The sequence below is a fragment of the Nakamurella flavida genome (genome assembly GCF_030811475.1).
In the GTDB taxonomy this organism is placed as follows: domain Bacteria; phylum Actinomycetota; class Actinomycetes; order Mycobacteriales; family Nakamurellaceae; genus Nakamurella; species Nakamurella flavida.
This window is the reverse complement of the sequence record NZ_JAUSQV010000001.1, coordinates 2477058-2499320: the sequence shown is the minus strand read 5'-3', so window position 1 is coordinate 2499320 and position 22263 is coordinate 2477058. Positions and strand designations below refer to the sequence as shown.

General features: G+C 73.3%; 20 protein-coding genes. 12 read left to right on the top strand and 8 right to left on the bottom strand.

The annotated features are described in order from the left end of the window. The first annotated feature begins 2 nt into the window (after positions 1 to 2). Positions 3 to 704 (top strand): SDR family NAD(P)-dependent oxidoreductase, encoded by a 702-nt coding sequence (locus J2S58_RS11180; protein WP_205258291.1) that lies wholly within the window; start codon positions 3 to 5, stop codon positions 702 to 704. 60 nt (positions 705 to 764) lie between these two features. Here J2S58_RS11180 and J2S58_RS11175 read toward each other — a convergent pair whose 3' ends face one another. The 5 genes from J2S58_RS11175 to J2S58_RS11155 all read right to left on the bottom strand — a co-directional run bounded on the left by J2S58_RS11175 (position 765) and on the right by J2S58_RS11155 (position 6608). Further along, a complete protein-coding gene (locus J2S58_RS11175; RefSeq protein ID WP_205258292.1) occupies positions 765 to 1844 on the bottom strand; it encodes a polysaccharide deacetylase family protein in 1080 nt (359 codons plus the stop codon). Between the two features lie 146 nt (positions 1845 to 1990). Beyond that, positions 1991 to 3883, bottom strand: coding sequence for a galactosyltransferase-related protein (locus J2S58_RS11170; protein ID WP_205258293.1), 1893 nt, complete (start codon positions 3881 to 3883; stop codon positions 1991 to 1993). Between the two features lie 40 nt (positions 3884 to 3923). Further along, entirely contained in the window at positions 3924 to 5066 is a 1143-nt protein-coding gene (locus J2S58_RS11165; RefSeq protein ID WP_205258294.1) for a glycosyltransferase, read from the bottom strand. A 94-nt stretch (positions 5067 to 5160) separates the two neighbouring features. After that, a complete protein-coding gene (locus tag J2S58_RS11160) occupies positions 5161 to 5514 on the bottom strand; it encodes a hypothetical protein (protein WP_205258295.1) in 354 nt (117 codons plus the stop codon). Next, positions 5511 to 6608, bottom strand: coding sequence for a glycosyltransferase family protein (locus J2S58_RS11155; RefSeq protein WP_205258296.1), 1098 nt, complete (start codon positions 6606 to 6608; stop codon positions 5511 to 5513). The genes J2S58_RS11160 and J2S58_RS11155 overlap by 4 nt, the downstream gene beginning before the upstream one ends. A gap of 73 nt (positions 6609 to 6681) precedes the next feature. Here J2S58_RS11155 and J2S58_RS11150 point away from each other — a divergent pair, with 73 nt between their 5' ends. From J2S58_RS11150 to J2S58_RS11130, 5 genes are all read left to right on the top strand, one after another. Then, positions 6682 to 7656 (top strand): WcbI family polysaccharide biosynthesis putative acetyltransferase, encoded by a 975-nt coding sequence (locus J2S58_RS11150; protein ID WP_205258297.1) that lies wholly within the window; start codon positions 6682 to 6684, stop codon positions 7654 to 7656. Continuing rightward, positions 7653 to 8651, top strand: a complete 999-nt coding sequence (locus tag J2S58_RS11145) for a glycosyltransferase (RefSeq protein WP_205258298.1) — start codon at positions 7653 to 7655, stop codon at positions 8649 to 8651. Before J2S58_RS11150 ends, J2S58_RS11145 begins: the two co-directional genes overlap by 4 nt. Continuing rightward, positions 8648 to 10039: a glycosyltransferase gene (locus J2S58_RS11140; protein WP_205258299.1), complete on the top strand. Its 1392-nt coding sequence runs from the start codon at positions 8648 to 8650 to the stop codon at positions 10037 to 10039. Before J2S58_RS11145 ends, J2S58_RS11140 begins: the two co-directional genes overlap by 4 nt. 45 nt (positions 10040 to 10084) lie before the next feature. Next, on the top strand, positions 10085 to 10447 hold the full coding sequence (locus J2S58_RS11135) for an ArsR/SmtB family transcription factor (RefSeq protein ID WP_205258300.1): 363 nt from the start codon (positions 10085 to 10087) through the stop codon (positions 10445 to 10447). A 65-nt stretch (positions 10448 to 10512) separates the two neighbouring features. Continuing rightward, the gene (locus J2S58_RS11130) at positions 10513 to 12207 is read left to right on the top strand and encodes an alpha-keto acid decarboxylase family protein (RefSeq protein ID WP_205258301.1); all 1695 of its coding nucleotides are present in this window, start codon (positions 10513 to 10515) and stop codon (positions 12205 to 12207) included. Between the two features lie 5 nt (positions 12208 to 12212). On the opposite strand, the gene J2S58_RS11125 is transcribed toward J2S58_RS11130, so the two are convergent. The 3 genes from J2S58_RS11125 to J2S58_RS11115 all read right to left on the bottom strand — a co-directional run bounded on the left by J2S58_RS11125 (position 12213) and on the right by J2S58_RS11115 (position 13974). Beyond that, positions 12213 to 12371 (bottom strand): hypothetical protein, encoded by a 159-nt coding sequence (locus J2S58_RS11125; RefSeq protein ID WP_205258302.1) that lies wholly within the window; start codon positions 12369 to 12371, stop codon positions 12213 to 12215. Positions 12372 to 12713: 342 nt separating this feature from the next. Then, positions 12714 to 12926 carry a KTSC domain-containing protein gene (locus J2S58_RS11120; protein ID WP_205258303.1) on the bottom strand — a complete coding sequence of 71 codons (213 nt, stop codon included), beginning with the start codon at positions 12924 to 12926 and terminating at the stop codon, positions 12714 to 12716. 10 nt (positions 12927 to 12936) lie between these two features. Further along, complete coding sequence (locus J2S58_RS11115; RefSeq protein WP_306828245.1) at positions 12937 to 13974, bottom strand: adenosine deaminase; 1038 nt, start codon at positions 13972 to 13974, stop codon at positions 12937 to 12939. 301 nt (positions 13975 to 14275) lie between these two features. Between J2S58_RS11115 and J2S58_RS11110 the strand changes: the two genes are divergently transcribed. From J2S58_RS11110 to J2S58_RS11085, 6 genes are all read left to right on the top strand, one after another. Beyond that, entirely contained in the window at positions 14276 to 15346 is a 1071-nt protein-coding gene (locus tag J2S58_RS11110; RefSeq protein WP_205258305.1) for a LacI family DNA-binding transcriptional regulator, read from the top strand. Continuing rightward, complete coding sequence (locus J2S58_RS11105; RefSeq protein ID WP_205258306.1) at positions 15343 to 16704, top strand: glucoamylase family protein; 1362 nt, start codon at positions 15343 to 15345, stop codon at positions 16702 to 16704. Before J2S58_RS11110 ends, J2S58_RS11105 begins: the two co-directional genes overlap by 4 nt. Next, positions 16701 to 18569: a GH39 family glycosyl hydrolase gene (locus J2S58_RS11100; protein WP_205258307.1), complete on the top strand. Its 1869-nt coding sequence runs from the start codon at positions 16701 to 16703 to the stop codon at positions 18567 to 18569. The genes J2S58_RS11105 and J2S58_RS11100 overlap by 4 nt, the downstream gene beginning before the upstream one ends. Positions 18570 to 18633: 64 nt before the next feature. Next, the gene (locus J2S58_RS11095; RefSeq protein WP_205258308.1) at positions 18634 to 20295 is read left to right on the top strand and encodes an ABC transporter substrate-binding protein; all 1662 of its coding nucleotides are present in this window, start codon (positions 18634 to 18636) and stop codon (positions 20293 to 20295) included. Between the two features lie 13 nt (positions 20296 to 20308). Further along, positions 20309 to 21295 carry an ABC transporter permease gene (locus tag J2S58_RS11090; RefSeq protein WP_205258309.1) on the top strand — a complete coding sequence of 329 codons (987 nt, stop codon included), beginning with the start codon at positions 20309 to 20311 and terminating at the stop codon, positions 21293 to 21295. Between the two features lies 1 nt (position 21296). Continuing rightward, positions 21297 to 22262 carry an ABC transporter permease gene (locus J2S58_RS11085; RefSeq protein WP_205258310.1) on the top strand — a complete coding sequence of 322 codons (966 nt, stop codon included), beginning with the start codon at positions 21297 to 21299 and terminating at the stop codon, positions 22260 to 22262. Position 22263: the final 1 nt, after the last annotated feature.

The window sequence follows — 22263 nt, the reverse complement described above, 5'->3', positions numbered from 1 at the left end:
GTATGACGGATCTCGACGGTGCCCATGTCCTGCTGGTCGGCGCGACCGGAGGGCTGGGATCGGCCCTGGCCACCGCGTTCGCGGCCGCCGGCGCGCGGCTCAGCCTGGCCGGTCGGTCCGCGGAGTCGCTGGCCGCGCTGACCGATGCCCTGCCCGACGGCACCGTCCTCGGGACCAGCCAGGGCGACCTGACCGACGCGGCAACCCCGGCCCGCTTCGTCACCGAGGCGGGCGAGCGGGGCGAGCTCACCGGCGTGGTCTACGCCGCGGGTGTCGTCGCGTTCGGCGAGGTGGTCGACCTGCCGCCGGAGGTGCTGGAGACGCTCATCGCCGTCAACCTCGTCGCTCCCATCCGGCTGGCCGCCGCAGCCGTCCCGGTGCTGCCCGCCGGCTCGTTCCTGGTCAACCTCAGCGCCATCGTCTCCGAGATGCCGATGAAGGGGATGGCGGCCTACAGCGCGACCAAGACCGGGCTCACCGGCTTCGACCGGGCGCTGTCCGGGGAGCTGCGCCGCCGCAACATCCGCGTGGTGGACGCCCGTCCGCCGCATACCGAGACCGGGCTGGTCGACCGCGCGCTGGCCGGCACGGCGCCGCGGCTCGGCCAGGGGCTCACCGCAGAGGCCGTCGCGCAGCGGATCGTCCGCGCCGTGAAGGAGGACACCGGCGAGCTACCCGCCGCCGCCTTCTCCGCCGAGGGCTGACCCGACCGCTGCCCCGGTCCGATCGGGCCGGGCAGGTGGGGTCGGAACCCGCCCGGGAGGTCAGAACCCGCCCGGGGGGAGCGGTTGCAGGTCGTACCCGGCAGCCCGCAGGCCGGAGATGATCATCGGCAGGGCGGCCAGGGTCTGGTCCCGGTCGGCCCCGCCCGCGTCGTGCAGCAGGATCACCGCGCCGGGCCGCACGGTGGTGAGCACGGTGTCGACGATCTGCTGGACGCCCGGCTTGCGCCAGTCCTGGGAGTCGACCGCCCAGCCGAGCGGGATCAGGTCGTTCGCCTGCGCCACCTGGCGCAGGGTGGGGTCGTCGGGGCCGAACGAGCCGCCCGGGGCCCGGAAGTACCGCGACGTCACCCCGAACCGGGCGAGAGCGTCCTGGGTGCGGGTCATCTCGTCCGCGATGGCCGGGGCGCCCGCCGTGTCCAGCCGGGTCGGATGGCTCCAGCTGTGGTTGCACAGGGTGTGCCCGGCGGCGATGAGCCGGCGTTCGGTGTCCGGATGGCCGTCGATCTGGTTCCCGACCTGGCAGAAGGTGGCCCGCACGCCGGCGGCGTCCAGGATGTCCAGCACGGCCGGGGTGTGCGGGCCGGGTCCGTCGTCGAACGTCAGGTAGGCGACCCGTCCGGAATCGGCTCCGTGCTCGCCCTGCACCCGGTCGTAGGGGGCGACCAGTTCGGGCAGCCCGGGGGTCGGGGTGGGTTCGGTCGGCGGGACCGGTTCGGGGGCCACCGGTTCGGGGGCCACCGATGCCGGAGAAGCGGGTGCCTCGGGGGACGGCGCCGGGGCGGCCTCCGGTGATGGGGGCGGATCCGGGAGGGGCGCGTTCGTCGACGCAGGCGCTGGGTCGGGCGTGGCTTCCACGGGGGACGGCGCCGGGGCGGGTGCTGCGGTGGTCAGCGGCGGCACGGTGACCACCGGGCCGGCGTCGGTCGGCGTGGTGGTCGACGGCTGCGCGGGGACGCTGCGCACGGCGTCCGCGTCCGCCACCGGCTTCCCGCTGATCGGGCGGAGCGGGCCGGCGCCGACGAGCAGCAGGGTGGCCAGCAGCAGAGCGACCACGCTGAGCGCGCTCAGGGCGGTGAGGACGGTGCGGGCGGTCAGGCGGCTGCGCCCCCGACGAGCCATCCCGCCCCCTGTGCGCCCCGGGGCGCACCCGCCCATGATCGTCCGGCCACTGTAGGTCAGCTGCGTCAGCGGGCTGTGAGGGGCGCGCCGGGCGTGGGCGACCGTCGGCGGGTGGATCCACCCTGCTCATCGGTCCGGGCGGGACGTCAGTGGTCGGTGGGCCCGATGGGAATCGCCCGCCACCGCCCGGCGGTGAACTCGGCCAGCCCCGCCTCGGCGAAGGCGATCAACCAGCCCTCCATCGGCCAGAAGCCCCACCGGTCGAAGAAGATCCCGGCATTGGTCACGATGTCGTCGAGGTGCTGCACCGGCGGGCTCTGCGTGGGGTGGTACTGGTGGAATGCGTCCGCCCCGCCGGTCCAGCTGATCGGCACCCCCGCCCGGACCACCGCCCGGTAACCGAGGTCGGTGTCCTCGGCCCCGTAACCGGTGTAGCCCTCGTCGAACCCGCCGACCCGGTGCCATGTCGCCGGCGATACGGCGAAGGACAGGGACCAGAACAGTTGCCACTGCTCGGAGCGCTGCACCTCACCCGCCGCCGGCACCGGGCGGGCGGCATGGGGCTCACCGGACAGATCGGCGGGATGAACTGCACCGGCGTCGATCTCGGGACGGAGGTAGCGGACGACGCCACAGTGCAGCGTCGGCTCCGCCTCGTCGGCCACGGCCCGGGCGTACGTGTCGACCAGCGTCGGCGAGGGGACGCAGTCGACGTCGAGGAAGACGACGACGTCGGCCCCGGCGGCCAGGGCGGCTGCCGCCCCGGCATTGCGGGCGGCGGCGAGCGGGAGCCCGGAGGTCACCGGGACGGAGACGCAGCGGATCTCCGTCGCCGTCCCGGCCAGCGGGCCGGAGCGGGTGAGGGCGGCCGCCTCCGGGTCGTCCATGTCGACCACGACACACACATCGGGCACCCGGGTGCCGGCGGCCAGCCCCCGTTGCTGGTTGACCAGGTGGCGGTGGCGCCCGGTGACGATGGTGACGGTCGCGACCCGCGGCCCGGCCGGGGTGGCGACCGGTCGTCCGGCAACGGCTTCGGGTCGACGGACCTCCCGTGCGGCCCCGTCGATCACGGCGGCGGCGTCCCGGGCGGCGGAGTCCGGTGCCCACCGGGACCAGCCCTGGGGATCGATGGCGACGGCGCGGTCGAGCAGATCGGCCCAGCGGGCGGGCTCGGGCCAGCCGGTGACGGTGACGGCCAGTCCGGCGCCGGACAGCGCACGGGCCGTCGCCTCCTGCTCACCGTGCGGCCGGTCGTCGGCGAGCACGACAGCGGGGCGGCGGGATGCGGCGACCTCGGCCACGGCGTTCTGCCCGCCGTGGGTGACGACGACATCGGCCCAGGCCAGCAGCTCCCAGACGTCGGCGCCGGCGTCCGCACCCACCCCGGCAATGCGCCACTGCGCATCCGGCGTGGCGGCCCGGGCCGCGGACACCGCGGGGCCGACCTCGTCCGCGTCCCCACCGGTGCCCCAGAGCACCAGGACCCGCCTCGGGCCGGCGTGTGGGACGACCGGAGCGGCCGCGCGTCCGGCGAAGCGGGAGATCGCCCCGGTGTGCACGGCTCTGGAGAGCCACTCCGCCGGCCAGTCCGGTTCGGAGAACTCCGCCGACCACGGCGCGAGGAGGAGGTGGGCGGCGTCGTAGGCGAGCCGGTGCGGCCGGTCGGACCGGTCACCGCGCATCGCGACGACCACCGTCGGCACCCCCAGGAGGCGGACCAGGGCGGCGATCTCGACCGAGACGTCGACGACGAACAGATCGGGATCGTGCTCGCCGATCCAGGCCGCGATCCGCGCCATCCGTTCGCGGAGCCCCGCGTCGTGTCGGGGTGCCCAGTGCAGCGTGCCCTGCGCGGTGGGGTCCACCGGCGTCGCGCCGGTGTCCCGGACGTCGAGCGGCAGCTGCACCCACGGCGGGTCGCCCTCGCCGGGCGGCAACGAGCTGAACACGGTGACCGGTGTGTCCAGGTGGGCCAGCACGGAGCGCATCCGGCGGCGGTGGCCGCTGCCGTGGTGGTGGACGTACCAGCCGATCACCGGCGCGATGGGGTGCAGCGTACGGGGTGGGCGGACACGCTCATGCGGCCCAGCGACGCACGAAACCCTGGTAGACGGCCTCGTAGTCGTCGAGCATGCGGTCGGAGCTGCAGCGGCGCAACGCCTGTCCGCGCACGCCGGCCCGATCCAGCCGCACGGCCTCCCCGATCGCGGTCACCGCGGCGGCCATCTCGGCGGCATCCAGGCCGCGGGCGTCGGCCGGGGCGAGCAGTCGTCCGGAGAACCCGTCGAGGATCTCCGGGATGCCCCCGCGGGCCAGCGCCACCACGGGGGTGCCACAGGCCATCGCCTCGGCCACGACCATGCCGTACGGCTCGTCCCACACCGGGGTGACCAGGGCGACGGCACTGCTGCCGACCAGCTCGACCAGGTCCTCCTGGGTGAGATGGCCGATGTGCCGGACGGTCCCGTCCAGGTGGGGACGGATCTGCCGGTCGTAGTAGTGGTGGTCGATGACGGGGCCGGCCAGGGTCAGCGGCAGGCCGGCGGCGCGGGCCATGGCGATGGCCAGGTGTGGCGCCTTCTCCGGGGCGATCCGTCCGGTCCACACCGCCCCGGGGCCGCCCGGGCCCAGGGCCCAGGCGTCCATGTCCACCCCGTTGTGCACGACGCCGGGGTGGATGAGTGGCTGCCAGGCGCGGGCGGTCGCCCCGCTGACCGCGAGGAACTCGACGTCCCGTTCCCGGGAGAGCCCGCTCAGCACCCGTTCCGCCCAGGGCAGCGGCGGGGTGTGCAGGGTGGTGACCATCGGGCACGGCAGCCCGGGCGCGCGCTGGACGGGCAGCGGGTGCAGGGAATTGTTGTGGATCAGGTCGAACGAGCCGAGCATGCCGGTCGCCAGTCGCCCCATGAGCGTCTCGAACAGGGCGTCCTCGGCGGCCTGGAACGCTGGGTCCTGCGAGGTGTCGGGGCGTTCGCCGTTCGTCGGGTGGGGCAGGGACCCGATGGTGACGTCCACCAGGGAGGGATCGCTGCCCTGGGCGCCGACCACGACGACGGAGTGTCCACGGCGACGCAGGCCTTGGGCGAGGGCGGCCGTGTGGGCCTCCAACCCGCCGATGAAGGGCTCCCGGATGGGATAGCGCAACCCCGCGATGATGAGGATCTTGAGGGTGTTTCCGGCACCGATCTCAGCGGTCGACGCCAGGGGTCGCATGGACATTGCCCTCCGTCTCGGGTTCGCGACGAACACCCGTCGACAGCTTTACGGTACAAGATGCCCAGCTCACAGCGCCACGACGGTGTAAAGGGGGGTCTCACCGTCCGGTCGGGTGATCATCTCCCGGACCGTCGGATGTGTGCTCGGTGTGTGGTGGCAGTGCCTCCCACCTGGCCCGACGCTCCTGCGGGGTCTGCTCCCACCAGGGGGTGCCGCGTTCACCGAGGGCGACCTTGGCGGCCTGCACCCGGTCGCGGGCGGACCGTTCGGCCCCCGGGTCCCCGGCCTTGAGGGCCGCTCCCACGGCGCGACGCGCCGACATCAGGGCGCGCCGCAGCTCGGCGGCGACGTCCTCCGGGATGTCCGGATCGGTGGCCCGCCACCGCCGCCCCTCGATGATCACGAAGTGACCGTCGGGGGTGCGCTCGGGGCCCTGGTCGTCCTCGGTCATGCCCGGCCCAGGGCGCGGCGGTAGACGGCGGCATGGGCACGGGCGATCTCCCGGCGCTGCCCCCGACGGTCGGGTCGCGGCGGCCCGGCCACCGCCCGGTCGGCCGACACCCGTCGGAGGGTGTCGGTGAGGGCCTCGGCGTCCACGCCGCCGTCGGCGAGCCGGTGCAGGGTGGGGTGGCCGTGCTGGCCGGCGTAGTGGCCCACGTCGGGGACGATCACCCCCACACCGAGGTCGACGCAGGCCTCCAGCCACCCGGAGTGGGTGCCGAACCCGTAGGGCAGCACGCACACGTCGACCGACGTGAGCGCCGTCCACAGTTCCTCGTCGTCGTACCGGTCGTGGGTGAGCACCGTCCAGGCCGGGTCGGCGGCGCGGTCGGCGAGGAACGCGGTGAGCGCACGGGCCCGGTCGTCGGTGCGGGTGGCCAGATCCGGGTGCCGGTGGACCTGCACCCGCAGATCCGGCAGCTGCCCGGTGGACACCAGCAGGGCCTGCAGCACCGGCAGCGGATCCAGGTTTGCGCGCAGGCTCTTCGCGTGCACACCCACCGTCAGGGTCGGCCGCGGCGGAACGGGGTCACGCAGTTGCGCGAGGGGTACGACATGGGGGTGCGGGACGACGGTGGCCGTGCGCCCCCAGCCCCGGGCGATCTCCGCGGCCGCCCCGGCGGTGAGGGTGATCAGTTCGGTCGCCGCCGGGACGAGCACGTCGAGGTGGGCCAGGTGGCCGCGTTGATCGGCGAAGTGCGGGTTGACCAGATCGTGCACCGTCATCACCAGCGGGATCCGATGCGTGTCCAGTGCGGCGACCCAGTCGCGCAGACCGGCCGGATCGGCCGCATCGAAGCCGAAATGCAGGTGGACGAGGTCGATCTCGGCCGCATGGGCGTCGATCCAGCCGGGTTCGAGCACGCGCGGCGGCCACCACTGACCGGGCAGGGGATCGGCCACGTCGGGCGGCGGGTCGGGCAGCCGGACGATGCCGCGGCCGCCCTCGTCGGTGTCGTCGAGGTGGTCCGGGTCGGTCAGGTGCTCGACGTACGGGTGGGCGGCCGGGACGGATGCGACCCGGATCGGCGGGGACGGGTTCACCCCTGGATCCTCCCGCGCTCGGTGGGTCTGTGCTGATCGGTGGTCGGACGGGCCGGCCGGTAGCGTCCCGGCCATGAGCACCGCGGGCACCACGGAACCAGACGGCCGCACCCGACACTACGGGGGGTTCTACGGCCTCGACGAGAGTGGTCCGTCGGCCTCGTCCGACGACCGGCCGTTGCTCGTGGTGTGGGGCAACTGCCAGGCCGAGTCCGTCCGCGTGCTGTTGGCCGGGTCGGGGGAGAACGCCGTCCGCACCGTCCGCGTCCCGCCCGTGTTCGAGCTGGTGGAGAGCGATCTGGGGTACCTGCGCGGCCTGATGGCGCGAGCCGACATCCTGGTCTCCCAGCCGGTGAAGGACGGCTACCGCGACATGCCGCTGGGCACCGGGCAGGTCGCCGCGCTGATGCCGGCCGGGGGTCGGGTGCTGCGCTGGCCGGTGCTGCGCTGCTCGTCCCTGCACCCGTTCCAGGCCATCGTCCGGGATCCGTGGGACCCGTCCCGGGACCCTCCGGTCGTGCCGTACCACGACCTCCGCACCATCGCCTCGGTGCAGACCGGCCGCGACCTGCTCGATGCGCCGGTGCCGGCGGCTGTGTGCGCGGAGGTGGCCCGCGCGTCGGTGGCTGAGCTGGCCCGCCGGGAGGCGGCGGGCTGCGACGTGGCCGTCTCCGATCTGCTGGCCCAGCCGCAGCTGGGCGACATGCACACCCTGAACCACCCGGGCAACCGGATCCTCATCACCCTCGTCCGGCGGATCCAGGCGGCCCTGGGGCTGCCGGTGGATGCGGCCGACCCCGGACGGGAACTGCTCGGCGGGACGCGCGCCCCGGTCGCCGCCGCGGCCGCGGAGGCACTCGGGCTGGACGTCGACGACGAACGGGTGGCCCGGGTGCCCAGTGCCTCCCACTGGCGGGTCGGAGCCGAGTCGGTGGCCACCCGGCACATCCACGACGTGCAGGCCCGGTGGTACCGCGAGAACCCCTGGCTGCTGGACGCCGCGGAGCAGCGGCACGGGCCGTTGCTCGACGCCCTGGGGCTGCGGTGACGGATCCCGTCCTCGCGTGGGCGGTGTGCGGTCCGGTCGACCACGGGGTCGTCGAGGTCGCCGACCGCATCGCCCGGGCGGACGGCGGCGGGATCGTCGAGCCCGACCCGGCGCGCCTGGCGTCGCTGGCCGACCGCCTGCCTCCCGGGACCCGGGTGCTGCACCTGCATGTCACCGACTGGCTGTTCGGTGGGTCGGCGGCAGCCGCGCGGGTGGGCGAGCTGGCCGACCGGCTGACCGCACGGGGCGTGCAGCTCACGCTGACCCTGCACGACCTGCCCCAGCCGTCCGACGGGGCGGAGCTGTTCGACCGCCGCACCAGCACCTACCGCGAGCTCGTGGCACGGGCCGCCGCCGTCGTGGTGAGCAGCGACCACGAGCGCCGGCTCCTCGCCGAGATCGGTGTGCCGGTCGAGGATGTCGCGGTGATCCCGCTGGCGATCGACCCGCTGCCGACCGTCGACGTCGCGGTCGAGAGCGGAACCGTCGGGGTGTTCGGCTATCTGTACCCCGGCAAGGGGCACGCCGAGGTGCTCGAGGCGCTGCTGCGCCGGGGGTCCGGGACGCTGGTCGCCGTCGGCCGTCCGTCGGATCGGCACGCCGACCTGGTCGACGAGCTGGCCGGGGCGGCCCACGCCGGTGGGGTCGGCTTCCGCTGCACCGGGTACGTCCCCGCCGATCGGGTCGCCACGGAGCTGCGCCGGGTGGCCGTGCCCGTCGCCCCGCACACCCATGTGTCCGCGTCCGGGTCGATCAACTCCTGGCTGGCGGCCGGACGGCGGCCCCTGGTGCCGGCCGGTCGGTACGTGCGGGAGCTCGCCGACCGGCTGCCCGGCTCCCTCACCCTGTACGACCCGGCCGATCTCGACGGCGCGCTGGAGCGGGCGTTCGCCGAACCCGGGAGCACCTGGCTCGCCGGGGATCTCGCGGTGGGCCCGTCCACGGCGGAGGTCGCCGGGCGGTACCGGGCGTGGTCGATCGGGCGGCTCGGATGACCGGCCCCCTCGCCCTCGGCGGCGGACGGTTCGCCGTCCCGGGCAACCGCTGGGATCTGCTGGCCGGCGAGGAACGGGAGCCGGTCGAGGTCAGCGTGGTCGTCCCGTACTACCAGGAGCAGGCCGCGCTGGACCTGGTGCTGGCCGGGCTGGCCGTGCAGACCCACCCGGCGGCCCGGCTGCAGGTGGTGATCGCCGACGACGGCTCGGCCCGCCCGCCGGTGATCCCGGACTGCGCGCGTGCCCTGGAGCCCGTCGTGCTGCGCCAGGAGGACCACGGATTCCGCGCCGCGGCCGCCCGCAATCTCGGGCTCTCCCGGTGCGACGGTGAGGTGATCGTCTTCCTCGACGGCGACACCGTCCCCGGACCGGACTACATCCGGCACATCAGCCGGCTCCCCGCGCTGCTCCCGGATGCGATGGTCGGTGGTCGTCGTCGGCACGTCGACCTGGCCGGCTGGACCCCGGAGGCGCTGCAGGAGTGGTTCGCCGGGTCGCGGGCCGCGCCCCGGGAATGGCCGGAGCCGGAATGGCTGCTGCAGGAGTACGGGCGGACCGGTGACCTGCTGCAGCTGAACCCGCGGTCCTTCACCTTCCTGATCGGGGCCGTGCTGGCCGGACACCGCGATCTCGTCGAGGCCATCGGCGGCTTCGACGGGACGTTCGTCGGGTACGGCGGTGAGGACTACGACTTCACCTATCGGGCCTGGGCCGCGGGCGGGGTGCTCGCCCACGTTCCCGACGCCGTGGCGTGGCACCACGGCCCGGAATGGGCGGTGCGCGAACAGGATCCGGCGCACAAGCGGGAACAGAAGAACCGCGAGGCGATGCTGCTGGCCCGGCGCATCCCCGAACCCGGCACCCGCGGCACCGGGCAGATCTACGCCGTCCCGGACGTGGTGGTGCGGATCGCGATGGCCGGCTGGGCGCTGGGCGACGCGGTGCTCACCGTGCGCGGGCTGCTGGCCGGGCTGGACGCCGGCGTGTGGCTGACCGGCCCGGACGCCGCCGCGGTGGCCGACGTGTTCACCGAGGATCCGCGGGTGCACCTCGAACAGGTCCCGGGCCCGGTGGCGTTCCGGGCGCGTGCGGATGTCGAGGTGTTCGGGCCCCTCCTGGCCGGGCCGGACCTGCCGACGGTGGTCCGCGGGCTCGTCGACGCCGACGCCGGCCGCCTCACCCTGACCGGGCCGGACGGCGTGTGGGTGGTCGTGACCACCTCCCGCGCCCTGCACCGCGCCGGCCGGCATGCCGACGCGCTCGGACTGTCGGTGGACGCCGCCGTCGAGCTGTTGTTCGGCGCGACGGACCGGGCGGCGACGGAGACCGAGCTGCAGCCGACCCGGCCCGGGGCGTCATTGCCCGCGGTGTTCGGTGGGTGGGGCTGACCGTCGATCGACCGGAACCGAACCCCATGGGCGACAATGAACGGGATGAGCGCACCCGAGCACGCACCGCCGGTCGAGGCCCTGGCCCCGACCGAGCCGCAGCTCCGCGCCGCCGCCAGCACGTTCGCCATGCTGTCGTCGCCGGTCCGCCTGCATCTGGTGTGGCTGGCCGCGCAGGGCACCCACTCCGTCGGTGAGCTGGCCGACCGCGCCGGGGTGACCACCGCCGCGGCCAGCCAGCACCTGACCAAGCTCCGCCTGGCCGGCTTGGTCAGCGTCCGGCAGTCGGGCCGCCAGCACTTCTACGAGGTCGACGACCCGCACGTGCTCACCTTGATCGGGCAGATCTTCGACCACATCGCGCCGGACGGGACGCTGGCTCCCGACCCGCCGATGCCGCGACCCTGACGGGTCGACCGACACCCGCCTGACACGGCCGCCCGTACCCTCCGCACCGGGGCGAGGGGGATGACATGGCGGACAGCCTGACGTCGGGCTACACGGTGGCCGACTACCTGATGGACCGATTGGTCGAGATCGGAGTCGACCGGGTCTTCGGGGTGCCGGGGGACTTCACCCTGGGTCTGCTCGACCACGTCACGGCCCACCGCGGGCTGACCTGGACGGGCTGCGCCAACGAGCTGAACGCCGGGTACGCAGCCGACGGGTACGGCCGGATGCGGGGCATGGCGGCGTTGTGCACCACTTTCGGGGTGGGCGAGCTCAGTGCGATCAACGCGCTGGCCGGCAGCTACGCCGAGCACGTCCCGGTGATCGAGATCGTCGGCGCCCCGGCCACCAGCGCGCAGGCCGCGCACCGGATCCTGCACCACTCGCTGGGCGACGGGGTGTTCACCCACTTCATGGATCTACACGCCGACGTGACCTGCGCGCGGGCCTCGCTGACCGCGGCCGACGCGGAGGCGGAGATCGACCGGGTGCTGCTGACCGCCCGCGACCGCCGGCTGCCGGGCTACCTGCTGCTGCCGGTGGACGTGGCCGGTGCGCCGGCCACTCCGCCCGCCGGCGCCCTGCCGCCGCCCCAGGACGCCACCGACCCGACCGCGCTGGACGCCTTCACGCGGGCCGCCGCCCGCCTGCTGCAGGACGTGCCGAACCGGGACATCAGCGTGCTGGGCGGTGTTCTCGTCCACCGCACGGGCGGCAGCGCCGCCTTCGCCGGCCTGATCACCGCCGGTGGGCTGGACCACGCGACGACGTTGTGGGGCAAGAGCCTGTTCGACGAGAGCGACCCCACCTACCGCGGCATCTACGCCGGCGCGGCCAGTGACCCGGCCGTGCGCGGCGTGATCGAGGACGCCGGGGCGCTGGTGGTGGCCGGGGTGCAGTTCACCGACCTGACCAGTGGCTTCTTCTCCCAGCACCTGCCCCGGGCGCGGACCGTCGAACTGGGGGCCGGATCGGCGAGCGTCGGCGACGAGCTGTTCGAGCCGGTCACCCTGCCGGCCGCGCTGCGGGCACTCACCGCCCTGATCGCCGCCCGCGGCGAGGCCGGCGCCGACCCGACACCTGAAGTGGCGCAACCCGTTCCTGCCGCGGACGACCGGGCGCAGGTGCTGGGCCAGCGGAGCCTGTGGGACCAGGTGGCCGGCTTCGTCCGCCCGGGGGACATCGTGGTCGCCGACCAGGGCACCGCGTTCTACGGGATGGCCACGCACCGGCTGCCGACCGGGGTCACCTTCCTCGGGCAGCCGCTGTGGGCGTCCATCGGGTACTCCGTCCCGGCCGTGCTCGGCGCCTGCCTGGCCGGTCCCGGCCGGCGGGGTGTCCTGCTCGTCGGCGACGGCGCGGCGCAGATGACGCTGACCGAACTGGCCACCGTGCTGCGCCACGGGCTCCCCGCGGTGGTGATCGTCGTCGACAACGACGGGTACACCATCGAACGGGCCATCCACGGACCGGACGAGCCCTACAACGACATCGCCCGCCTGGACTGGGCGGCGCTGCCGGCGACGTTCGGGCCGGATGCCGACGCGCGGGGGGTCCGGGTGGACACGGTGGGGGAGCTGGCCGACGCCCTGGCCGACGCCACGGCCCACCCCGGCCGGTTCACCCTCATCCAGGCGGTCGTCCCACGGGATGACATCCCGCCCCTGTTGGACACCCTCGCCCGGGCGGCGGCCGGCGCCAACCGGGTCCCCGGCTGAGCCGGTCAGTCGACCGGCCCGGCCCACGACCAGTGCGGCACGGCGAGACCGGCAGGCACGTCCCCGGGATCGTCCGGGTGCTGTGCGTACGCGGCCGTCATCCACGCGAACCAGTCGTGCAGGGTCCGGCGAAGTCGTTCGTCGTCGGCCAGCCCGGTGTCCACCAGGGCCTGGTCGAAGCAGGCGACCGCCCCGACGATCCATCTCGGCGTGCACCCCGTTGCCGCTGTGCAGGCGCCGCACGGTGGTCTCGTCGCCCAGTGACCGGGAGAAGGTGTCCGACCCACCGAGGGCCTCGGCCCAGTGGGCGGCCAGACGTTCGACGTGGTCCGCCCGGTAGCCGTGGCTGAACGCGTGTCCGACGATCTCGTCCGCCACGACCCGCGCGTGCCAGGCCGCGGCCAGCCGCTCGAGACCGGCCGTCCCACCCGCCGCCGAGTACACCGTCCGCACTCGCTCCACACTGGCACCGTCGGCGCACGGGGGGAAGACCCGGCGTCGACGGGTCAGTCGTGGACCTCCCACGACGGGTAGCGCGGGCGGATGCTGCGCAGGAAGTACCGGCCCAGGCTGTCGGCGGCCATCAGCTCCCGGTGCACCCGGGCCGGCACCGAGTAGCGGTAGATCCCGCCCTCGGTGAACTCCAGCTCGAGCTCGTTGGTGGCCGGATCGAAACCCACGGACCGCAGCGCGTTCGAGCTGACGGGGATGCGGCGCATCCGTCCAGCATCACCCCGGCGTGCCGCCGTCGCCCGGTGACTCCGCCGCGTGTCCGGCGAAGTGGGCCCGCACCTCGTCCTGGTAGGCGTCCTTGACGGCCCGGTCCAGGAAGCAGGACTCGAACGAGTTCAGGGCCAGCTGCTCGAGCTGCGCCGCCGTCATGCCGAGCTCGGTGCGGAGCGCCGCGTAGTTCCGGTCCACGTACCCACCGAAGTAGGGCGGGTCGTCGCTGTTCACGCCGACCAGCAGGCCGTCGGCCAGCATCCCCGGCAACGGGTGGTCGGCCAGGGTGTCCACGGTGCGCAGGGCGACGTTGGACAGCGGGCACACGGTGAGCGGGACCTGCTCGTCCCGGAGCCGGCGCACCAGATCCGGATCCTCCACCGAGCGGATGCCGTGATCGACCCGCTCGACGTGCAGCAGGTCCAGGGCCGCGGTGACCGTCTCCGGCCCGCCCTCCTCGCCCGCGTGCGCGACCAGGTGCAGTCCCTCGGCCGCCGCCCGGGCGTACACGTCGACGAAGAGCTCGGGCGGGAACCCGATCTCGGTGGAGTCCAGACCGACGCCGATGATCGCGTCGCGGAACGGCAGGATCGCGGTGAGCATCTCGTCGGCGGCCGCGGCGCCGCGGTCCCGCAGGAAGCACATGATCAGGTCGGTGGAGATGCCGTGCGTGCGCTCGCTGTCGGCCAGCGCGCCGGTGATACCGGCCATCACCGCGCCGACGGGGACGCCGTTGCCCAGGTGGGTCTGCGGGTCGAAGAAGATCTCCGCCCGGCGGATGTTCGCCGCCCGGGCGCGGTCCAGGTAGCCGGTGGCCAGCTCGAAGAAGTCCTGCTCGGTGCGCAGCACGGTCAGGTTCGCGTAGTGCAGATCCAGGAACGACTGCAGATCGGCGAACGAGTACCGGGAGAGCAGCTCGTCGAGATCGGCGGCCGGGGCCGGAACCCCGTTGCGGCGGGCCATCTCGATCACCGCGGCCGGCTCGATCGTCCCCTCGAGGTGGATGTGCAACTCGGCCGTGGGCGGCGAGGTCAGCGGGAACACGGGCACTCCTGTCCTGGGGGCGGTCCGGCCACCGCGGTGATCCCAGCAGAGCACTGTGACGAGCGGGTTGCGGCCCTCGCGGGGCGGCCCGACCGATGACCGGGGAGGGGCTGCGCCGGTGGGGGCCGGCCGACCCGGCTCCGGTCGGGTCCGGCGTCGGCGAGCCCCACCGCGGTGATCACCCTCCGAGGTCGGTCTGCACACCATCTTGCCGACCGACCCGCCCGTGGCTAACTTGTAAGCGCTTACAGATCGCTGCGAACGGTTCGCACTGCCACGACGAGGTGGAGGTGATCAGCACATGCCCGAGCCCGACCCCGGTTCCGCCGCCCGACCAGACGGCGACCCGGTGGATCCGGCCCGACCGGCCACCATCTACTCGGTGGCCGAGCGGGCCGGCGTGTCCATCGCGTCGGTGTCCCGCGTGCTGCAGGGCAGCACGGCCACCTCCGCCCGGACCCGGGACAAGGTGCTGACCGCCGTTCGCGAGCTGGAGTACCTGCCGCAGACCGCCGCGCGCAGCCTGGCCGTGCGCCGGTCGGAGGCGCACGGGGTGGTGCTCGGGGATCTGGGCGGTCCCTACTACTCCGAACTGATGCTCGGCTACCAGAGCGTCGCCGCCCGGCACGGGCAGAGCGTGGTGCTGCGGCTGCTGAGCGCGGCCGACAGCGCCGAGGACGCCGTCCGGGAGTTGGCCGGCCGGGTCGACGGCATGACGATCGCCGCGCCGGACGTCGCGGACGAGACGGTGGCCGCGCTGGCCCGTAGCCTGCCCATCGTGCTCGTCGGCCGGGACCCGGTGCCCGGCTGCCAGACCCTGACCACCGAGAACGTGGACACCGCAGAGGTTCTCGCGCGGCACCTGCTGGACCACGGTCGGCGGCGCCTGCTCTTCGTCGGGGAGCCGGCGGGATCGCACGACGTGACCGGGCGGTACGCGGGCTTCCGGCGGGCCGTCCAGCTCGCCGGGTTGGCCGAGCCGGGCCCGTTGGCCGTCGCGCAGACCGAGGCGTCGGGGCGGGCCGTGGTGGCCGACCGGGCCGACCGGTGGCGTGAGGCGGATGCGCTGGTCTGCGCCAACGACGAGCTGGCCCTGGCCATCCAGGACTCGCTGCTGCGCCGGGGAGTACGCGTTCCGGACGACATCGCCGTGGTCGGGTGGGACGACGTGCGCACCGCCCGGTACGTGCGGCCCGGTCTGACCACCGTCGCCCAGCCGGTCCACGAGCTCGGCGAGCTCGCCGCCCAGTGGGTGCACGACCGGGTCGCCGGCGACGTCGGCAGCCCCACCGCGCTGACCCTGCCGACCCGGCCGGTGTACCGGCAATCCTGCGGCTGCCCCGACGCGGCCCCGACGGAGCGTGCGGCATGACGGGGCGACCGACCACCGAGCTCACCCCGGACGAGCGCGATCTGCTGACCCGCTGGGCCAGGGACACCTGGCGCAGCCTGATGGCGATGACCGACCCGGCCACCGGGCTGCCGTCCGACGGGATCGACGCCGACCTCGATGCCCGCTCGCGCAGTGGCTACACCTCACCGACCAACATCGGCGGCCTGCTGTGGAGCACGGCGCTCGCCGGGCGGCTCGGGTTCCTCGCCCCCGACGTCTGCCGCTCCCGGCTGCGTCGCACGCTGGCCACGGTCGCGCGGCTGCACCGGCACGCGCCCAGCGGGATGTTCGTCAACTGGTACGGCGAGGCCGACGGGGCGGCCCTGACCGCCATGCCCGACGGCGAACCGATCCGGCCGTTCCTGTCCAGCGTGGACAACGGCTGGCTCGCCGTGGCCCTGATGGTGGTCGGGCGGGCCGACCCCGCGCTGGCCGCGCCGTGCCGGGAGGTGCTGCGGGACATGGACTTCGGCTTCTTCCACGACCCGGCGGCCGACCTGCTGCGTGGCGGCTGCTGGATCGACGAGCCTGACGGTGAGGCCGTACGCGGCCGGTACCGCGGCGACGGCCCCGACGTGTGGTTCACCCCGCACCACTACGCCACGCTGAACTCGGAGTCGCGGATCGGCAGCTATGTGGGCCTGGCCCTCGGGCAGCTGCCGGCCGGTCACTACGCGGCCATGCAGCGCGGCTCCGTCACCCATCGCGGCACCACCCTGGTGCCGACCTTCGGCGGGAGCATGTTCGAGGCCCTGATGCCGGAGCTGTTCGTCGACGAGACCGTCTGGGGGCCGACCTCCTGGGGGCACAACCACCCGGGCACCGTCGCCGCCCAGCGGGATTTCGGCCTGCTCGAAGCGGGGTACGGCAGCTGGGGGTTCTCCCCGGCCGCCCGGCCCGGCGGCGGGTACAGCGAATGGGGTGTGGAGGCGATCAGCGTGCTCGACGGTGGCTACCCGTCGGACCTGCAGCGCACCACGGCGGCAGAGGCCGCCGAGCGGGGCTGGGGCGACGGGGTGGTCACCCCGCACGCCCTGGCGCTCGCCCTGGCCCATGATCGGCCCGCGGCCCTGGCCGCGCTGGCCGACCTCGAGAACCGTTACGGCGCCTACGGTCCCGGCGGCTTCCACGATGCCGTGGCCGTGGGATCGGGTCTGCGGGCCGAACGCCATCTGGCCCTGGATCAGTCGATCCTGCTGGCCGCCCTGGGCAACGTGCTCACCGGCGGGCAGCTGCGCACCTGGTTCGCCGATCCGACCACCGAACTCCGACTCCGACCCCTGATGAGCGCCGAGGTGTTCCCCGGAGCGGGACACCCTGACGAGAGGACGCGATGAGCCCCGACAGCACCGACCCCACCGGGCGGGCGGCCGACGCCGCCAAGCAGGACTGGGACGCCCGCATCTCCACCCGGACCCGGACCGACGGGCCCGGCGGCATCCCCCATCTGCCGGCACCCGCCGACCTGCGCGCCGAGGACGGGGTGGCCCAGGTGACGCTCTCCTGGGAGCCGGTGGACGGCGCGGTCGGTTATCTGGTGCACGCCGCCGACACCGCCGACGGGCCGTTCGCCCCGGTCGACCACGGCGGCCAGGACGTGTTGTCCGTCCCGCACCCGCCGTATGTCGACACCACCGGCGCGCCGGGGCGCACCCGCTGGTACGCGGTCGCCGCCGTCCCCGAGGTCACCGTGGTCGGCGAGCTCAGCGATCCCGTGGAGGCGACGCCGCTGCACCCTGCCCACGATGCCCCGCTGGTCACCGTGCAGGTGGCGGTGGACGCGCCCGGCCGATCGCTCGACACGCCCTGGCGGCCGATGATCGGCAGCGAGCGGCTCTCCCAGCTGCTGTGCACCGACCTGTCCGGCGGGCGCGAGATCGGCGTCGAGCTGCACGCGGCGCTGCGCCGACTGCACGACGAGATCGGGGTGCGCACCGTCCGCGCGCACGCGATCTTCCACGACGACACGAACGTCTACCGCGAGGTGGACGGAGAAGCGTTGTACGACTTCTCCGTCGTCGACCGCATCTACGACACGGTCCTGGAGATCGGGCTGCGCCCGGTCGTCGAGGTCGGGTTCATGCCCACCGACCTGGCCGCCGACCCGTCGACGACGGTGTTCGAGTACGGCGCGCACATCTCCCCGCCCCGCGACATGGATCGCTGGGTCGAGCTGGTCACCCGCTTCACCCGGCACCTGATCGACCGGTACGGGGCCGACGAGGTCATCGGCTGGGACTTCGAGGTGTGGAACGAGGCCAACCTCGAGGTCTTCTGGTCCGGGACGAAGGAGGAGTGGTTCGCGCTGTACGACGCCACCGCCCGGGCGATCAAGGCCGTCGACCCGCGCATCCCGGTCGGCGGGCCGTCGTCCGCCGCGGCCGGGTGGGTGGACGACCTGCTTGCCCACTGCCGCGCCTCGGGTGCCGCCGTCGACTTCGTCTCCACGCACACGTACGGCAGCCCGCCGCTGGACGTGCGGGCGAGTCTCGTGCGATGGGGCTACGGGGACGCCCGGGTGCTGTGGACCGAGTGGGGCGTCACCCCGACGCACTTCAAGCCGGTCAACGACAGCGTGTTCTCGGCGATGTTCCTGCTTCGCGGGATGCGCTCGTCGGCCGGGCGCATCGAGGCGCTGTCGTACTGGGTGGCCAGCGACCACTTCGAGGAGCTGGGCCGTCCGCCCCGGTTGCTGCACGGCGGGTTCGGCCTGATCACCGTGGGCGGGTTGGCCAAGCCCCGCTTCCATGCGTTGTCCCTGCTGGCCGCGCTGGGGGAGACGGAACTGCCCGGCATGGCGATCGGCGACGGCGCCGATTCGCTCGTGGAGCACTGGGCCACCCGGCACGAGGACGGGCGCATCTCGGTCCTGCTCTGGAACCTCACCCTGGACCAGTCCAAGGTCGACGGGGATGCCGCCCTGACCCGCCGGGTCGCCCTGCAGCTCACCGGCGTCGCCGACGGTGACTGGTCGGTGGAACAACGCCGGATCGCCGTCGGTGTCGGCGATCTCGTCGCCGCGGCCGCCGAGCTCAAGGTGGGCGACTGGCCGACCGACGAGCAGTGGGCCGAGCTCGCCGACGCGTCCGCCCCCGGTGTCAGCCGGCAACGGCTCACCGCCGACGGCGGTCTGCGACTGGATCTCGAACTGACCATGCCGTCGGCGGTGCTGGTGGAGCTCACTCCACCCACTGCCGCCTGACACCCCCGACCGCCGGGCCGGCGGCCGCACCACCGACGACGACCGATGACGACGAGGTCATGTGATGAGGAAGAGAGCAGGGCTGATCACCGCACTGACGGTGGTCACCGCACTGGTCGCCGGCGGGTGCGCGAGCATCGGCCGGGACCCCGCCCCGGCGGCACCGCCCGGGTACATCCAGGAGCTGATCCTGCCGGCGGAGCAGCCGAACTCGGTGCAGGGGCTGGAGAACTTCAACCCCTACGCACCGGCGCCGCTCACCGCCACCTGGCTGTACGAGCCGCTGATGATCCGCGACCTGTTCAGCTGCGAACTCGTGCCGTGGCTGGCCACCGGGTACTCCTGGCCCGACCCGCAGACCCTGGTCCTCGACATCCGGCAGGGTGTCAGCTGGGGGGACGGGGTGCCGTTCACCGCGAAGGACGTGGCGTTCACGTTCAACGCGGCCAAGACCTATCCCGGCGCCGACAAGGCCGGTCTGTGGGGTGAGCTGTTCGGCGCCCCGGCCACCGAGGTGGTCGCCACCGACGACGCCACCGTGCGGATCACCTTCGCCGGGCCGGCGGCCAGCAAGCTCGACGCCCTGGTCAACACCATGAAGATCGTCCCCGAGCACATCTACGGTGCGGGCGGGGACATCACCACCTACGTCGACAAGACCCCGGTGGGCACCGGGCCGTACCAGGTCGGGGAGTTCAACGGACGGCGGCTGACCCTCGTCCGCAAGACCGACTACTGGCAGCCCGACGCCTACAAGGTGCAGCAGATCTCGCTGGAGGGCGCCTACGACGCCAACTCCGGTGCACTCAAGCTGCGCAACGGCGACCTGGACTACTACACCGGCGACATCCCCAACCCGGAGCGTTCGGTGGCCCGCAACAACGCCACCGACTTCTACTACTCCCCGGCCGGCACCACGGTGCTGGCCCCGAACAACGAACGGTTCCCGACCAGCGACCCGGCCTTCCGCACGGCCATGGCCTACGGTATCGACAAGGCCCAGCTCGCCCGCAAGGCCAGCTTCGGGGTGATGGAGCCGGCCAGCCAGACGATGGTCAAACTGCCCGTCCAGCAGGACCTGCTGCCCGGGAAGTACCAGGCCGACGGCGGCTACCTGACCTACGACCCGGCGAAGGCGGCCCAGCTGCTGGACGACGCCGGGTACCGGATGGGCCCGGACGGCCTGCGGACCGGGCCGAACGGCGAACCGATCTCGCTGGTCTTCAGCGTGCAGGCCGGGTTCGTCGACTACCTGGCCATGGGCGATGTGATCGTCCGGAACCTCAAGGCGCTGGGCATCGACATCCGGCTCATCGCCACCGATCCCAACGCGGTGGACGCGCAGAAGAAGAGCGGCGACTTCGACATGCTGCTCGACTACGTCAACGGTGGCTGTGTCCGGGCCAAGGACCTGGGCGGGAAGCTGGTCAGCAGCCAGATCTCCACCGGCGACGACCTGCTGCTCAACGTGGCCCGATACCGCAACCCCGACGTGGACGCCCTGGTCGCGCAGTACGAGGCGACCACCGACGAGGCCGAGCAGGCCGACTACGCCGCGCAGCTGATCGACATCTACTACGAGCAGGTCCCGTACATCGCCCTGCAGTACGCCCCGTCCCGGCTGATCTACAACACCGACGCCGCCTCGGGCTGGCCGTCGACCGAGAACCCCTATCCCACCGACAACCCGCTGTACGTGCTCCCGCACCTGCGGCCCGTGTCCTGAGAGGAGACCCGTCATGAAGTATTTCGCCAGCAAGATCGGGTACTTCCTGCTCACGGTGTGGGCGGCGGTCACCCTGAACTTCCTCATCCCGCGCCTGCAGCCCGGTGACCCGGCCGAGGTGATGGTGCGCCGGCTCTCCGGGGAGACCGGGCAGGTCGACCCGGCCCAGGTGGAGGCGGTGCGGGCCATGCTCGGCCAGCCCACCGGCAGTCTCTGGTCGCAGTACTGGGACTACCTCGGCGCGCTGCTCAGCGGCGACTTCGGGGTGTCGTTCACCTACTTCCCGTTCCCGGTCACCGAGGTGATCGCCAAGGCGCTGCCCTGGACGGTGCTGCTCGTCGGCCTGACCCAGGTGCTCTCCTTCGTCATCGGCACCCTGCTCGGCGCGTGGGCGGCATGGCGGCGCAACAGCCGGTTCGACGGGTTCATCTCCATCGGGTCCACCTTCATCGGCAACCTGCAGACCTTCTGGATCGGCCTGCTCATCCTGTTCTTCGGCGCCTACGAGCTCGGCTGGTTCCCGGCGTCCGGCGGGTACGGCTACACCACCCCGGGGTGGAACGGGCAGTTCGTCGCGGACGTGATCGCCCACGCCTTCCTGCCCGCGCTCACCCTCATGGTCACCGCGCCCATCGGCTTCATCCTGGGCATGCGCAACACCATGGTGATGACGCTCGGGGAGGACTACATCCGCCTCGCCCGCGCCGAGGGCCTGTCCGACCGCACCGTGGCGTTGAAGTACGCGGCGCGGAACGCGTTGCTGCCCAGCGTCACCAACTTCGCGCTGTCCCTGGGGGCGTTGTTCGGCGGGTCGATCCTGGTCGAGACCATCTTCGACTATCCGGGACTGGGCCGGCTGATCGGCGAGGCGACCAGCAACCGCGACTTCCCGCTCATGCAGGCCCTGTTGCTGTTCACCATCCTGGCCGTGCTGGTGGCCAACCTGATCACCGATCTGCTCTACGGCGTCCTGGATCCGCGCGCCCGGAAGGAGAGCTGAGATGACCGTCCCCCTGCCCCAGTCCGTACCCGGCGCGGCCGAACTGAACGAGGCCGTCGACCCCACCCGGCCGCCCGCCGGGGTGGACGAGCTCGGGTCCGACGACGCGGATCGCGGCGCGAAGCCGCCCCGCTGGTACGCCATCATCTGGTCCAGCGGGAAGGCCCGCGTCGGGCTGTGCATGCTGGCGTTCTTCGTCCTCATCGCGGTGTTCGCGCCGCTGCTGGCGCCCTACGACCCGCTGGACGGCTCCTTCGAACCGGTGCTGCCGGTCAGCGGGGACCACCTGCTGGGCACCACGTCCCAGGGCTACGACATCCTGTCGCAGTTCCTCTACGGCACCCGGCTCTCCCTCGGGGTGGGCGTGCTGGGTGGGCTGTTCGCCACCCTGATCGCCGTGTTCGTGGGCCTGGTCTCCGGCTACGCCGAGGGGTCCTGGCTGGACAGCGTGCTGTCCTTCTTCACCAACCTCGCCCTGGTCGTCCCGGTGCTGCCGCTGATGATGGTGATCATCGCCTACAGCGAGACCCGCGGGCTGCTGCTGCTGGTCTTCGTCATCGGCATCACCAGCTGGGCCGGGGCGGCGAGAGCCAAGCGGGCGCAGATCATCACGTTGCGGAACCGGGAGTTCGTCACCGCGGCCAAGTTCGCCGGCGAGGGCACCCTGCGGATCGTGTTCCGCGAGATCATGCCCAACATGACCTCGCTCATCGCGGCGGGCTTCATCGGCGCCTCCACCGGCGCCATCGTCGCCGAGGCGGGCCTGTCCTTCCTCGGCTTCGGCGACCCGACCTCGGTGAGCTGGGGGCAGATGCTCGCCCAGGCCAACGCCAACGGCGCCCTGGTCCAGGGCCTCTGGGTGTGGCTGTTCGTCCCCGGCATCGCCCTCGCCCTGCTGATCACCTCGCTGACGTTCGTCAACTTCGGCGTGGACCTGCTGAGCAACCCCCACCTGCGGGAGGACTGAC

Excerpts from the sequence above, each read along its gene's own strand:
- J2S58_RS11085 (WP_205258310.1), top strand. The coding sequence starts at position 21,297 with ATGACCGTCCCCCTGCCCCAGTCCGTACCCGGCGCGGCCGAACTGAAC.
- J2S58_RS11150 (WP_205258297.1), top strand. The coding sequence starts at position 6,682 with ATGAGCACCGCGGGCACCACGGAACCAGACGGCCGCACCCGACACTAC.
- J2S58_RS11120 (WP_205258303.1), bottom strand. The coding sequence starts at position 12,926 with ATGCGCCGCATCCCCGTCAGCTCGAACGCGCTGCGGTCCGTGGGTTTC.
- J2S58_RS11090 (WP_205258309.1), top strand. The coding sequence starts at position 20,309 with ATGAAGTATTTCGCCAGCAAGATCGGGTACTTCCTGCTCACGGTGTGG.
- J2S58_RS11135 (WP_205258300.1), top strand. The coding sequence starts at position 10,085 with ATGAGCGCACCCGAGCACGCACCGCCGGTCGAGGCCCTGGCCCCGACC.
- J2S58_RS11160 (WP_205258295.1), bottom strand. The coding sequence starts at position 5,514 with ATGACCGAGGACGACCAGGGCCCCGAGCGCACCCCCGACGGTCACTTC.
- J2S58_RS11165 (WP_205258294.1), bottom strand. The coding sequence starts at position 5,066 with ATGTCCATGCGACCCCTGGCGTCGACCGCTGAGATCGGTGCCGGAAAC.
- J2S58_RS11095 (WP_205258308.1), top strand. The coding sequence starts at position 18,634 with ATGAGGAAGAGAGCAGGGCTGATCACCGCACTGACGGTGGTCACCGCA.
- J2S58_RS11105 (WP_205258306.1), top strand. The coding sequence starts at position 15,343 with ATGACGGGGCGACCGACCACCGAGCTCACCCCGGACGAGCGCGATCTG.
- J2S58_RS11130 (WP_205258301.1), top strand. The coding sequence starts at position 10,513 with ATGGCGGACAGCCTGACGTCGGGCTACACGGTGGCCGACTACCTGATG.
- J2S58_RS11140 (WP_205258299.1), top strand. The coding sequence starts at position 8,648 with ATGACCGGCCCCCTCGCCCTCGGCGGCGGACGGTTCGCCGTCCCGGGC.
- J2S58_RS11175 (WP_205258292.1), bottom strand. The coding sequence starts at position 1,844 with ATGGCTCGTCGGGGGCGCAGCCGCCTGACCGCCCGCACCGTCCTCACC.
- J2S58_RS11110 (WP_205258305.1), top strand. The coding sequence starts at position 14,276 with ATGCCCGAGCCCGACCCCGGTTCCGCCGCCCGACCAGACGGCGACCCG.
- J2S58_RS11180 (WP_205258291.1), top strand. The coding sequence starts at position 3 with ATGACGGATCTCGACGGTGCCCATGTCCTGCTGGTCGGCGCGACCGGA.
- J2S58_RS11100 (WP_205258307.1), top strand. The coding sequence starts at position 16,701 with ATGAGCCCCGACAGCACCGACCCCACCGGGCGGGCGGCCGACGCCGCC.